This window comes from Aquirhabdus parva, assembly GCF_003351745.1.
Lineage (GTDB): Bacteria > Pseudomonadota > Gammaproteobacteria > Pseudomonadales > Moraxellaceae > Aquirhabdus > Aquirhabdus parva.
In genome coordinates this window covers 1,415,737-1,427,898 of sequence record NZ_CP031222.1, presented here as the reverse complement: position 1 = coordinate 1,427,898, position 12,162 = coordinate 1,415,737, and the positions used below count along the sequence as shown (strand labels likewise).

Below are 12,162 nucleotides of genomic sequence, written 5' to 3'. Positions count from 1 at the left end.
CAGTATATTAATTTGAATATGTTAGGTGTTTTATTTAGAACCCTGCTCTACACTCAAAGAATCAAAACTGGGATTTGAAACATGAAAAGTTTATTCGCTCATCAAAATAGTACATTCTCACATGGCTTTCTAAATCTATTGATCATAGGCTCAGTAAGTGTATTTTTAAGTGCTTGTGCTGCTGGGCCCAGTTCTTCAGCGACACAGGCATCAAGTACTACTAAAACTTGTACGATAGAAGAGCCGACTATCGGTAGCAATTTCTCAAAGCATAAGCCTTGCCGTGTGATGACTGAAGAGGAACGTCGTCAAACTGAGCAACAAGCTAGGGACATGATCGATGATCAGATGGGTAGAACTATGGCTGCAAAAGGTTCAAATTAATGGTCGGGATTGTTTCACTACCCAGCAATCTCTCTTCATGTCCGCATATTTTTTAAATTACATGTGCATCACAAAAGTATTCTCGCCACCCATCTTGGGTACTTATTTTACCGATCGCCAATTTATTGAACAACATACCTCAAGACTAATCCTTTTTAGAATTAGTCTCGACCCTCTTCAGAAATTGACGCATTTTCTATAAACACCCCTGCATCAATATTTTGCCATAAAGTTATTTCTCAAATTGCCCGCGATTAGTATGATATTCACCAAAAATACATTGATGAATATGACTGTGTTCTGTACAAGTTTCATACTCTCTTCAATTAAATATTATGGCAAAAGGAAATGTCCATGACAGCAATCACTCGAGGTCCTCTTTCGACAGTACAACCACAGGTTAGTGAGGCTGAATGGCAAACCCGAATTGATTTGGCTGCTGCTTATCGTCTAGTTGCCTTATTTGGCTGGGATGATCTTGCTTTTACACATATTTCTGCACGAGTGCCTGGGCCAGAGCATCACTTTCTGATTAATCCGTATGGCATGCTTTTCGATGAAATTACCGCTTCGAGCCTCGTCAAAGTTGATTTAAATGGTAATATCGTCATGGAGACAAATTATCCGATTTCACCAGCAGGATTTGTAATCCATAGTGCAATTCACGCTGCGCGAGAAGATGTAAATTGCGTATTACACATTCATAGTTTGAACGGCGTTGCAGTATCAGCACAAAAACATGGGATATTACCCATCTCTCAGCAGTCCACTTTTGTTTTATCGTCACTTGGTTATCATGACTACGAAGGCATCGTGCTCAGCGATGATGAAAAACCACGGCTAGTAAATAATCTCAATAACAAAATGTTTCTGATGCTGCGCAATCACGGACTACTCACTGTGGGAGACTCGATTGCTGATGCTTTTGTCAAAATGTATTTGTTTGAAACGGTCTGCGCCATTCAAATCCGTGCACAATCTGGGAATAGTGAACTGGTTGAAGTCGATCCAAGAATCGTTGCGGGTGTCAAAAATTCTGTGAGTAAAGCAACAACTGGATTAGGTATCGGTGCACTGAACTGGCCTGGTTTACTCAGAAGATTGGATCGTGCAGACCCCTCATATAAAGATTAAGTACATGAGATATGTATCTTTCTCTACACTCTTAGGATCTCTTAATGTCTGAACTAAATCTATACGTCGACACTCAATATGCTAGTCCTTATGCCATGTCTGCGTTTGTTGCACTGACGGAAAAAAGACTAACATTTAGCATGATTGCTATCGATCTGGGGATAGATGAAAATCATACCGAAGCGTATGCTGAAACATCCATTACAGGTCGCGTTCCAACACTTGTTGATGGTGACTTCTCTTTATCGGAATCCTCAGCTATTGCTGAATATTTAGAAGAAAAATATCCTACTAATGCCATTTATCCAAAACAACTTCAAAAACGCGCACGTGCTCGGCAAATTCAAGCTTGGTTACGCAGTGATCTGATGCCTATCCGACAAGAGCGTTCTACAGAAGTCATCTTCTATCAGGCAAAAACACAACCCCTTTCTGAACAGGCACAGTTAGCAGCCCAAAAACTGTTCCGCACTGCCAATCAATTGATTACGATCCCGTCAGAATACTTATTTGAAGACTGGTGTATCGCCGATGTTGATCTTGCGCTAATGCTCAATCGTCTAATTCTAGCAGGAGATGATGTCCCTGAGCGTCTCGTTGCATATGCAAAATACCAATGGCAGAGACCCTCAGTCCAGCTCTGGTTGAATCAAAAACGGCCATTACTATAATCTCTGCGGCTTAGCACTAGATTAACTCCCCGCTTTTAACACCACCAATTTCACATCCACTGAGCCATCATCAGACGATACTAAAATTTCATCATCTTGAATCGTGAAGCTAAAGCGCATTGATCGTGTGACCAATGCAGTCAATGCCTCGCTGGTTTCGGGTAAAAGCTGTAAAACAGTGACATTATCTAGACGTGCTATTTTACTCTCTAGCGCTTTCCACCAAACATCGGTACTACTGTTGTAGCTGAGAACAACGACTTTCTTAGAACGATTAGATGCCTTTTTAATACGCGTTTCATCAGGTTGACCGACGTCAACCCACAGTTGGATCGCATCCGTCAAATCTTTATCCCAGATGTCCGGTTCATCTACTTCAAATAAACCTTTTGTAAAACTCAGCGACTCACTGGCATAAAGACCAAACATCAGTACACGTGCCATAACCCGCTCCTCCGTTTCGGAAGGATGACGTGCAATCGTTTGGCTATGCGTTTCATAGTAATGACGATTCATATCTGCAATTTGCAAATCGGCTTTATAAATTGTTGCCTTAAGTGCCATGAAAAAATCCGCCTAACCGATTACAATGAAAATGATGCGCAAGCATAGTAGATTTATGTCTTGAAATCATGAATATTTTTTATTTCTTAAAAACTATAAATGATCCATCACATACGAAATAAAGGGGTCTTGCTTTCATCTGAGAATACGATTTGCTTTTAGAATAAACTCACAAACTTTTGCTTCACACCTTGTATGGAAGCCAGCATGTCACAACAGCCGACTAAAGAAGCTCATTTGCACATCCGTGCAAGATTGTTTTATGGAGAGGAAATTGCTATTGGACCTGGGAAGGTAGATTTATTGGCAGCCATAGCTGAAAAAGGCTCCATCTCGGCTGCAGCCAAGTATATGAATATGAGCTACCGACGCGCATGGCTACTGGTTGATACGATGAATCGTTGTTTCAAAGAGCCTTTGGTTATATCAACTGCAGGTGGAAAACAGGGCGGAGGAGCACAATTAAGCCCGCTCGGTTTAGAGATGCTCAAAAATTACCGCGCTCTTACATCCGCACTTGAGCACACAGCAGCGCAGTATGTAGAGGAACTGCAAAAAAATCTTCTACAGCAGGAATAATCTTTCCTATGACTCCTACATAAATCAAAGCTCAAAGCAATCTACACTACTGCAACTGTACTGCTGTAAAAACATTACCTTATAAACGCAACGTTTATTAACGGTGAATCTCCATATATTTCTTTATCATAAATGCTAAATCTAATATTTACTGGAACTTAAACTCATTATGCACAATCGTACGCTTCACAAGCGATTCGGCTTATTTACCCAAATGAGCTTTGTCTTCGCCATTCCAATCAGTTTTGCAATCATCAGCCAATCGGCTCAAGCATTTGAACCCTATCAGGCAAACTATAACTTTAATATTGCAGGTCTCCTAAACGGTAATGCTTCGCGCACGTTGAGCCAACAAGATGGAATTTGGAACTACACCTTTAAAGCGAGCGTTGTGTCCATGGCAACAGCAAGTGAAGTCAGTCATTTTCGTTATGAATCATCCAAAATTCAAACTCTTGATCATGCCTATAACTTTAAATTCCTAAATAATATTAAAAACAGTAGTTTCAAAATCGATTGGCCGAATAAAGTAGTCACGGCCTCTTCTACCAAAAATGGCGATACCTCCTACCCTGCCCAAGTCGGGGCTTTAGATATGCTTAATCTTGAGTTACAGGTCAGAGAAGATATAAAGCATAAACAACTTCGCCCGTCATATCTCCTTGCGAGTGAAAAAGGGATTACAGAAATTCAATTTGTGAATGAAGGTGAAGAAAAAGTTGAGACACCGGCGGGTGAATATGACGCAGTGAAGTTACGTTTAGTGCAGGACAATGAAAAACGTAAAACCTATTTTTGGTTAGCGCCGAAACTCGATTACCTCCCCGTACGTGTCCATCAAGATGACGGTAATTTGTCCTACGAGTTGAATTTAACGAGCTATCAGGCGACAAGTAAAACAACTGCTGGGAAGTAACTGCCAAGAAATCTCTGAACGCCATCTTCAAAAATGTTGATTGTACTTGCGTACTGATTTGATTATGCTGGTCAAAGACCCTATGGGAATCTACTTTGGTTCCCATAAAAATATTGATTGCAAGGAGCAAGCATGATCATTTTAGCCAGCATACTGGTTGCACTTGTTGCCGCTTTACACTTCTACTTTTTGGTATTGGAAATGTTCTTTTGGGATAAACCATTAGGTCGGAAAGCATTTGGCTTGACCCCAGAGTTTGCTACGGCATCAAAAGCGCTTGCTGCCAATCAAGGCTTATACAATGGATTTCTTGCGGCGGGTTTAAGTTGGGGAATCTGTCTTGGTGATGCTGGTTTTTCCATTAAATTATTCTTTTTAGCTTGTGTGATTGTCGCCGGATCATTTGGCGCGCTCACTGTCAGTCGAAAAATATTCTTCATCCAAGGCGTACCCGCTATTTTAGCGCTGATCTCGGTATTTCTCTCCCATTAAAGGCGTGTACTCGGTTCACACATTCAACTCAAAAGCTTCTGAGCACCAATCGCAAAAGAAGCTTTTTGAATGAGCCCATTAGTCACCTCATAAATACACATCATTTCAAGCGTCCCCCTCCCATCAGGAAAATTACGAGTAATGCGTTCATAGTCGATGACAATATTTCCCATAACGATACGATGAAGTAACTCCGCATAAAGATCTGGCTCAGAAAAGCGAACGAGGATTCGGGCTCGCATTTCCTCATGTCCAAATGCAAAACGTTCTCCATGCAACGTAAACTGCTCAGCGGTCGGTGCATAAGTTGCAAGCCACTCTGTTACATTCTTGGCGTTATACGCGTCGAGTTGTTGTTGCACTACCGCTTCTGCTGAAGATATCGTCATCACCCGATTCTCTGTCGTTAAATCTGCATAGAAAAGACGATAGACGTCTTTGATTGTTCGAATCCAATACGCTGATAGAAACGATGCGCTGCTTCTCGCATCACATTGGAGCGCACTCGGATTTGTCCTAAACCTTGATCACTAGCCCATTGCTTTGATTGTATGACGAGCTCAAGCCCGATGCCTTTACCGCGGAAATTTTGATCAACAACCAAACCGCCGATTTCAGCAAATGGCGAGGACTCAACACGATATGCAGTAAAAATATGGACCCAGCCCACAACCTGACCATGAATCTCAGCAATTAAGACATGATGATCAAGTTGGCTGAGAATCGCTTCAAGTCGTTCTAAGACTTCAGCAACTGTAGAGGGGTAACCCAGTTGGCGAGATAACTCCGCCAATATTTCAGCGTCACCCAATTGAGCTTTACGAATAATCACATTTGACATTATTTACTCAGCACGAGTCGCTCTCAATACTTCCTCAATCGTCGTTTTACCTAAAAGTACTTTTTGTAAACCGTCTTGACGAATTGAGGGTGCAATCGTTCGAGCCAGCTCTTCGAGCTCATGTTCGGCCACTTCACTATGGATCAAGCGGCGCATGGCATCATCCACAGGCACCACCTCATAAATCGCGGTACGACCAGAGAAACCTGATTCGTTGCACTTTTCACAACCGACTGCAATTGGAAGTTTAAGTGGATGCTCATGCTTCACAAGCTTAAATAAGGCCTCTTCATAATCATCTGCTTCACGCCATGAATGACAATGTGGGCATAAGGTACGCACGAGACGCTGAGCAACTACACCAATCAATGAGCTAGAGAGTAGGAAAGGCTCTATCCCCATATCTTTAAGACGGGTTACTGCGCCAATCGCCGTATTGGTGTGTAGTGTGGACAAGACCAAATGTCCTGTCAGCGATGCTTGAACTGCAATTTCAGCTGTTTCTAAATCTCGAATCTCACCAACCATCACCACGTCTGGATCTTGACGTAGCATCGCACGTAAACTACGGGCGAAGGTCATATCGACTTTGGTATTCACCTGAGTCTGGCCTATCCCTTCCAGTTGATATTCGATAGGATCTTCGGCTGTCAAAATATTACGGGTATGGTCATTCAAATCAGACAGTGCCGCATAAAGCGTTGTAGTTTTCCCCGAACCCGTTGGGCCTGTGACCAAAATGATGCCGTGAGGTCTATGAATCAGTTGAGTCAGTCGCTCGTAGTCATCATCCATCAGCCCCAAGTGAGACATATTTAAGCGACCTGCCTGCTTATCTAGCAGACGCATTACGACACGCTCACCATGACTGGATGGCAACGTTGAAACACGAACATCCACCTCACGCCCAGCCAAACGCAAAGAAATGCGACCATCTTGCGGGATGCGCTTCTCAGCGATGTCGAGACGGGCCATGACTTTAATACGAGAAACGAGTAAAGGAGCAAGTTCACGGCGTGGTTGAACAATCTCACGCAATTGCCCATCTACGCGCAAACGCACAGACAGCTTTTTCTCAAATGATTCAATATGAATATCCGAAGCATTTAGTCGGATGGCTTCGGAAAGCAAAGCATTAATCAGGCGGATGATCGGAGCATCATCTTCTTGATCCATCAAGTCTTCAGCCTCAGGAACCTGATCCGCAAGGCTCAATAAATCAGGGTGATCTTCAAGACCAGCAGCGACTTCTTGTGACTGTCCACTATCGCGAGAATAGGAGCCCGCCAATAAACGGGTAAATTCATCATCGGTAACGGTCTGATAGGTTGATGGTGCACCAACCATACGCCGCGCTTCATTCAACGCTGGCAATGGCGCGTTTTGACGTAATACAATCGTCGTATGCTGACCGTCAAATTTAAGTAAAACGCCGTGACGTTTCGCGAAACTATAAGGAAGTTGGTTCGGTTGCTGATAAGGTAATTGCACTACATCGTCCATTGTGATTGAAGCATCATATCAGCGAGTGTACTGGAAGTAAGCTTTGATGTGAAATAGCTTTGTTATCCTTTTGGCAAAGCTTTAACTCAACACAACTGAATATAACAATATCTTTGAAATTTAAGGCTGGCGAATTTCCATATAACCTGTTTTACGCATTCGTTCAGGTGACATCCCTGTTAGCCGTTGAAACATGCTGATAAATGCTGAAGGAGTGCTATACCCCAGTTCAGCCGAGATATGTTGCACCGACCAACCTTCATCCAGCAAAGACATTGCACTGACCAACTTCAAACGTTGTCGCCACTCATTGAAGGAAACTCCAAGTAGCTTTTGACAATGCCGCAGTAGAGTACGCTCAGTCATGCCAAATTTTTCAGCCCAATAGGATGCACTATGTTTATCACCTGGATTTTGTTGGAGCTGACTGAGTAAAGATGCCAGTGCGACATCTCCTGTCCATGGTAAATAGCTTGAATAAGTGGGCGCCAGTCGTAGCTGGTCGATAAGGACTTGAGCTAGTCTCAAATCTTCTTGAGTTTCTGGATAGATCACATCTCGCATCGAAAAATCATTCACGATCGCACGGAATAAAGCACTGAGTGTTGCCGTACATGGCTTTGATGAGATATTTGCACAAATATCCTTGGCAAGATAAAGCGTCACATAGTGAACTTCGCTACGATTGGTCCACTTATGTGGGATATCGGGGGGAATCCATAAACCATATTGTGGAGGGGACAAATAGGGCTGCCCTTCGATCATGTATTCCATTACACCATTCAGAGCAAAGGATAACTCCCCCCATGGTGACTGATGCTCAGAAATCGCAATGCCTGCCTCATAGTGCCTCACGTGACATGCAATAGGGTATGGTAATTCCGGAGAAAGTCTCGCTTGTAGGTCATCTATTTGCATAAATCTACTCGATTAATGGATTGGCATTAGCACAACTAAAAGCATGCCACAAACCTTGTAATTGCTTACTAAATTGATATTTTTTCCATGCGGTCTAAACGATGTCTGAATGCGACAACCAAATGTCTGAAAAAAACTATATCATTAAATAAAGACAAAATCTATGATTATGCAATCCCCACCACAAGCTTCAGAGCAGATCATTATGTCAGCTTCAGCAACCCCATCAGTGCCGCTAAAATACATAGCACTCCCGATTATTACCGTCGCCATTTGGTCGATTAATATCATCGTGACGCGCATGGCTGCTGATGTCATCGAACCAATGGCGATCAGTTTTTATCGTTGGTTTGTGGCTGCATTAATTTTGACTCCGATCATGTTGCTCAAAGTATGGCGCACACGTCATATCATCCGTCCTCATCTTGGCAAGCTTGCAGTGCTGGGTTTACTGGGTATGGTCTTGTATCAAGGCATGGCCTATATTGCGGCACAAACGACAACCGCAACGAACATGGGCATTATTAATGCTTTTCTGCCGCTCTTTACAATGATCGTAGGGATGGTCGTACTCCGTGAACGACCTACACTGTTTATTATCATAGGTGGTGCGCTATCCCTATATGGATTGGGTATGTTGCTCGGTCATGGTGATCCGTCTAGCTTGATCCGTCAGGGTGTGCATCTGGGCGATGGCTTGATGGTGATTGGCTGTTTACTGTTTGCAATATATAGCGTATTGCTCAGACTTTGGCGGCTACCTATAGACCTCTGGTCAATTCTCTACATCCAAATTTGTGTCGCTGTTCTGGTGCAGCTTCCAGTCGTATTATTTATGGGCGGTGGCTCGGCATTGAATATCCATAATATTTCGTTGGTACTTTATGCAGGCATCTTTGCATCTTTGCTCGCACCATTCTTATGGGCTCGCGCCATTCATCACCTAGGGCCAAGCCGTACCAGCATTTTCATGAACCTGATCCCTGTATTCACTGCATTAATTGCAGCGGTGTTCTTAAATGAACAATTGCATTGGTACCATTTGATTGGAGGGCTGTTAACCTTACTCGGCGTGATGCTTACTCAAGTCAATGTCACCAAGATTAAGCAAATTCTTCATAGAAGCTCTTTAAAAGTCAGCTAATCATTGATCCAAATTCATGTATAAAAAAACCATCATGCGCTGCAGAGCATGATGGCTTTTTTACACTAAACATCTCACCTTAAGGAATCACGAACTGCCAGATCGCAAAACAATGCAAAGCCGCGCCAACGAGTACAAAGATATGCCAGATCGCATGATTATAGGGAATCTTGTTAATGGCATAAAAAATCGTTCCGACGCTATAACTCACCCCACCGGCTATCAATAAATAAACCAATGGCATTTGTGCAACTTGATATAGCTGATAAATCGCAATGATTGAGAGCCAGCCCATCATCAAATAAGTTGCAAGAGATGTTCTAGGGAACTTATCAATAAAGAAAATCTTAAACGCAATCCCGGCCACAGCAAGTGCCCAGATGATGATCAGCAGTACATCAGCCAATGTCGTTTTTAATGTAATCATTAAAAACGGGGTGTAACTGCCCGCAATCAACAAATAGATTGCGCAGTGATCTAAGCGATTAAACATCGCCTTTCTCGCTGGATCAACTGCGCTGTGATAAAGCGTCGAAGATAAAAATAACAAAATCATACTCGCGCCATACACAGCAACCCCAGCCACTTGTCCATCAGATAAGTGAGCAGTCGGTGCTGTTGCTTTCATTAACATAAATACGCTTGCAACAATCGCAGCTAACATACCGAGACCGTGGCTCACTGAGTTTGCCACCTCCTCATACGGATAATGAGGCTCAAAAGGCTTCTCTTGCTCACTGATGCTACTGATTTCAGGACTACTTGGTTCAGTTTGCATAATCTTCCTTCAATAACGAATAACATAAGCCGTAGATACCGCCAATAGAACGATGCCTCAACAGTATCTTATTGATGAATAAAATAATTGGCTATTTTAGCGGGCTATAAATCTTGCACTAATTTAAGCAAACTTGTCTAGCCAAGCTCGACAAGCAATTTGTATTCAAATTTAAAGCCTAACATCTAAGCGTTAAATTAATAACCAAATGATACCTTTTTTTACTTGTTAATAAGTTAATTCTGCACCATGCTCATGGCATAAAGAGGCTATTTCCCATGAACATTTATTTGGTTGGAGGTGCGGTACGGGATGCAATGTTGGGTCGCCCTGTAACAGAACGCGATTATGTGGTGGTCGGCAGTACTCCTGAGCAAATGGTCGAGCTTGGTTTTAAACCTGTAGGTTCTGACTTTCCCGTGTTTTTACACCCCAAGACACATGAAGAGTATGCGCTCGCGCGTACCGAACGTAAATCTGGTCAAGGCTATGGTGGTTTCACCTTTTATACCTCACCTGATCTTACCCTAGAAGAAGATTTAATCCGTCGAGACTTAACCATCAATGCCATGGCACAGTCTGAAGACGGCACTGTGTTTGATCCCTTTAATGGTCAAGCTGATCTTGAGGCACGCGTATTGCGCCATGTCTCTGAAGCATTTGCAGAAGACCCTCTTCGAGTCCTTCGTGTTGCGCGCTTTGCTGCACGTTACGCTGGACTGGGCTTTACCGTTGCAGATGAGACCATTGCGCTGATGCGTAAGCTTGCAGATAGCGGTGAACTATCCGCATTAACTCCCGAGCGGGTCTGGAAAGAAACAGAGCGTGCGCTCGGTGAAGATCGCGCAGATGTTTATTTTGAAATCCTTCGTAAATGCGGCGCTCTTGCGGTATTACTTCCAGAAGTCGATGCCTTGTATGGTGTTCCGCAACGACCGCAGCATCATCCAGAAATAGATACGGGTGTTCATACGATGATGGCTCTGCAACGTGCCTGTGAGTATGGTTACTCCACCCAAGTCCGTTTTGCGACTCTTTTGCATGACTTGGGCAAAGCACTCACGCCCTCAGAAGAATGGCCACGTCACGTACAGCATGAAGAACGGGGACTTGCGCCCGTCCGTGAAGTTTGTAGTCGTCTTAAAGTGCCAAGCAGTTACCGCGATCTTGCGGAGATTGTTTGCCGTGAACATTTGATGTGTCACCGCGTACTTGATTTAAGGCCTGGTACTGTATGGCGGTTATTACAGCGCATTGATGTACTGCGTAAACCTGAACGTGTTGAAGAATACATCCAATCCTGTTTATGCGATGCTCGAGGTCGTTTAGGTTTAGAAACTCGAGATTATCCGCAGGCGGATTATCTGCGGGCTGCAGTCGTCGCCGTGCGAAAAATCCGGGCTGCGGATTTACCTGAAAACCTGAAAGGGTTAAGCATTGGAGAGGCCTTAGTTTCCGCACGGATTGCTGCAATCACTGCGCTCCCTGTGGTTAAACAAACCGAACTGTCACAACTCCCTACCCCTGAACACGCTGATGAGTTTGTAGACGAAGTGATGCCGAATGCAGGTGTTCAATTTGCCCATTGATGCTATCCTAGCTACATGGGCTGTAATGATTCGATAGATGTAAATAACGCTAAGCTCGCTATTTTATAGCGAGCTTTTTTCGTGAAAATCACTTGTGATTGATGATTTCATATTTAAGGATGTTTTATGACAACGCTTTATACTGCTTCTGTACCTGTTTTTAAACAACTACTGACCGCTTTAAAAAATGTCCTCACCATCGCAGAAACATATGCGACAGACAAAAAGATTGATCCTAAAGTACTCCTGCAATCGCGCTTGTATCCAGATATGTTCCCTCTGGTGCGTCAGGTTCAAATCGCTGCTGACTTTGCAAAGAGTGTTCCTTCACGCTTAGCCAGTATCGAAGTACCCGCATATGAAGATATTGAGCAGACTTTTGCTGAACTGCAAACACGCATTGATAATACCCTGAGAATTCTTGACGGCATTACAGCAAATCAAATTGATGGTAAAGAGTCTTTGGAAATTGTCCTGCGTCCAGGTACACCCAAAGAAAAGAAACTGAATGGTGAAACGTATCTTCTAAACTATGGTTTACCGCAGTTTTTTTTCCATGTGACAACCACCTATGCAATATTGCGAAACAACGGCGTTGAGATCGGCAAACGTGATTTTATGGGTGCATATTAATTAAAAAAGAAGGTGC

The 12,162-nt window shown here is 43.3% G+C and carries 14 protein-coding genes and 1 pseudogene; 9 read left to right on the top strand and 6 right to left on the bottom strand.

The genetic code is table 11. From position 1 onward, the window contains the following. The first annotated feature begins 81 nt into the window (after window positions 1-81). From HYN46_RS06400 to yfcF, 3 genes are all read left to right on the top strand, one after another. The gene (locus tag HYN46_RS06400) at window positions 82-384 is read left to right on the top strand and encodes a hypothetical protein (RefSeq protein WP_114898600.1); all 303 of its coding nucleotides are present in this window, start codon (window positions 82-84) and stop codon (window positions 382-384) included. Between the two features lie 354 nt (window positions 385-738). After that, window positions 739-1,518 carry a class II aldolase/adducin family protein gene (locus HYN46_RS06395; protein WP_114898599.1) on the top strand — a complete coding sequence of 260 codons (780 nt, stop codon included), beginning with the start codon at window positions 739-741 and terminating at the stop codon, window positions 1,516-1,518. Window positions 1,519-1,562: 44 nt separating this feature from the next. Next, window positions 1,563-2,189 carry a glutathione transferase gene (gene yfcF / locus HYN46_RS06390; RefSeq protein WP_114898598.1) on the top strand — a complete coding sequence of 209 codons (627 nt, stop codon included), beginning with the start codon at window positions 1,563-1,565 and terminating at the stop codon, window positions 2,187-2,189. A gap of 21 nt (window positions 2,190-2,210) precedes the next feature. On the opposite strand, the gene HYN46_RS06385 is transcribed toward yfcF, so the two are convergent. Next, window positions 2,211-2,753 carry a YaeQ family protein gene (locus HYN46_RS06385; RefSeq protein WP_114898597.1) on the bottom strand — a complete coding sequence of 181 codons (543 nt, stop codon included), beginning with the start codon at window positions 2,751-2,753 and terminating at the stop codon, window positions 2,211-2,213. Between the two features lie 207 nt (window positions 2,754-2,960). Here HYN46_RS06385 and HYN46_RS06380 point away from each other — a divergent pair, with 207 nt between their 5' ends. The 3 genes from HYN46_RS06380 (at window position 2,961) to HYN46_RS06370 (ending at window position 4,740) form a co-directional block, all read left to right on the top strand. Beyond that, a complete protein-coding gene (locus tag HYN46_RS06380) occupies window positions 2,961-3,332 on the top strand; it encodes a winged helix-turn-helix domain-containing protein (RefSeq protein WP_114898596.1) in 372 nt (123 codons plus the stop codon). A gap of 169 nt (window positions 3,333-3,501) precedes the next feature. Further along, a complete protein-coding gene (locus HYN46_RS06375) occupies window positions 3,502-4,248 on the top strand; it encodes a DUF3108 domain-containing protein (protein WP_114898595.1) in 747 nt (248 codons plus the stop codon). Window positions 4,249-4,386: 138 nt separating this feature from the next. Then, window positions 4,387-4,740, top strand: a complete 354-nt coding sequence (locus HYN46_RS06370) for a DUF1304 domain-containing protein (RefSeq protein ID WP_210009543.1) — start codon at window positions 4,387-4,389, stop codon at window positions 4,738-4,740. Between the two features lie 23 nt (window positions 4,741-4,763). Here the strand turns inward: HYN46_RS06370 and HYN46_RS06365 are convergent, their stop codons facing one another. From HYN46_RS06365 to HYN46_RS06350, 4 genes are all read right to left on the bottom strand, one after another. Next, window positions 4,764-5,129 carry a nuclear transport factor 2 family protein gene (locus HYN46_RS06365; RefSeq protein WP_114898593.1) on the bottom strand — a complete coding sequence of 122 codons (366 nt, stop codon included), beginning with the start codon at window positions 5,127-5,129 and terminating at the stop codon, window positions 4,764-4,766. A 17-nt stretch (window positions 5,130-5,146) separates the two neighbouring features. Further along, entirely contained in the window at window positions 5,147-5,581 is a 435-nt protein-coding gene (locus HYN46_RS06360) for a GNAT family N-acetyltransferase (RefSeq protein ID WP_114898592.1), read from the bottom strand. A gap of 3 nt (window positions 5,582-5,584) precedes the next feature. Beyond that, the gene (gene gspE / locus HYN46_RS06355; protein WP_228254908.1) at window positions 5,585-7,072 is read right to left on the bottom strand and encodes a type II secretion system ATPase GspE; all 1,488 of its coding nucleotides are present in this window, start codon (window positions 7,070-7,072) and stop codon (window positions 5,585-5,587) included. 132 nt (window positions 7,073-7,204) lie between these two features. Continuing rightward, entirely contained in the window at window positions 7,205-8,002 is a 798-nt protein-coding gene (locus tag HYN46_RS06350; RefSeq protein ID WP_114898590.1) for an AraC family transcriptional regulator, read from the bottom strand. 205 nt (window positions 8,003-8,207) lie between these two features. Between HYN46_RS06350 and HYN46_RS06345 the strand changes: the two genes are divergently transcribed. Further along, window positions 8,208-9,146: a DMT family transporter gene (locus HYN46_RS06345; RefSeq protein ID WP_114900652.1), complete on the top strand. Its 939-nt coding sequence runs from the start codon at window positions 8,208-8,210 to the stop codon at window positions 9,144-9,146. 79 nt (window positions 9,147-9,225) lie between these two features. Here HYN46_RS06345 and trhA read toward each other — a convergent pair whose 3' ends face one another. Beyond that, window positions 9,226-9,924, bottom strand: coding sequence for a PAQR family membrane homeostasis protein TrhA (gene trhA, locus HYN46_RS06340; RefSeq protein ID WP_114898589.1), 699 nt, complete (start codon window positions 9,922-9,924; stop codon window positions 9,226-9,228). A 278-nt stretch (window positions 9,925-10,202) separates the two neighbouring features. Here trhA and HYN46_RS06335 point away from each other — a divergent pair. Beyond that, window positions 10,203-11,408 (top strand): annotated as a pseudogene (locus HYN46_RS06335) (multifunctional CCA addition/repair protein); the annotation flags it as partial. Between the two features lie 231 nt (window positions 11,409-11,639). After that, a complete protein-coding gene (locus tag HYN46_RS06330; protein ID WP_114898587.1) occupies window positions 11,640-12,146 on the top strand; it encodes a DUF1993 domain-containing protein in 507 nt (168 codons plus the stop codon). The last annotated feature ends 16 nt before the right edge of the window (window positions 12,147-12,162 follow it).

Coding starts and splice junctions, on each gene's coding strand:
- HYN46_RS06385 (WP_114898597.1), bottom strand. CDS start 2,753: ATGGCACTTAAGGCAACAATTTATAAAGCCGATTTGCAAATTGCAGAT.
- HYN46_RS06365 (WP_114898593.1), bottom strand. CDS start 5,129: ATGACGATATCTTCAGCAGAAGCGGTAGTGCAACAACAACTCGACGCG.
- HYN46_RS06395 (WP_114898599.1), top strand. CDS start 739: ATGACAGCAATCACTCGAGGTCCTCTTTCGACAGTACAACCACAGGTT.
- HYN46_RS06360 (WP_114898592.1), bottom strand. CDS start 5,581: ATGTCAAATGTGATTATTCGTAAAGCTCAATTGGGTGACGCTGAAATA.
- HYN46_RS06350 (WP_114898590.1), bottom strand. CDS start 8,002: ATGCAAATAGATGACCTACAAGCGAGACTTTCTCCGGAATTACCATAC.
- HYN46_RS06375 (WP_114898595.1), top strand. CDS start 3,502: ATGCACAATCGTACGCTTCACAAGCGATTCGGCTTATTTACCCAAATG.
- HYN46_RS06345 (WP_114900652.1), top strand. CDS start 8,208: ATGTCAGCTTCAGCAACCCCATCAGTGCCGCTAAAATACATAGCACTC.
- trhA (WP_114898589.1), bottom strand. CDS start 9,924: ATGCAAACTGAACCAAGTAGTCCTGAAATCAGTAGCATCAGTGAGCAA.
- HYN46_RS06330 (WP_114898587.1), top strand. CDS start 11,640: ATGACAACGCTTTATACTGCTTCTGTACCTGTTTTTAAACAACTACTG.
- HYN46_RS06380 (WP_114898596.1), top strand. CDS start 2,961: ATGTCACAACAGCCGACTAAAGAAGCTCATTTGCACATCCGTGCAAGA.
- HYN46_RS06400 (WP_114898600.1), top strand. CDS start 82: ATGAAAAGTTTATTCGCTCATCAAAATAGTACATTCTCACATGGCTTT.
- yfcF (WP_114898598.1), top strand. CDS start 1,563: ATGTCTGAACTAAATCTATACGTCGACACTCAATATGCTAGTCCTTAT.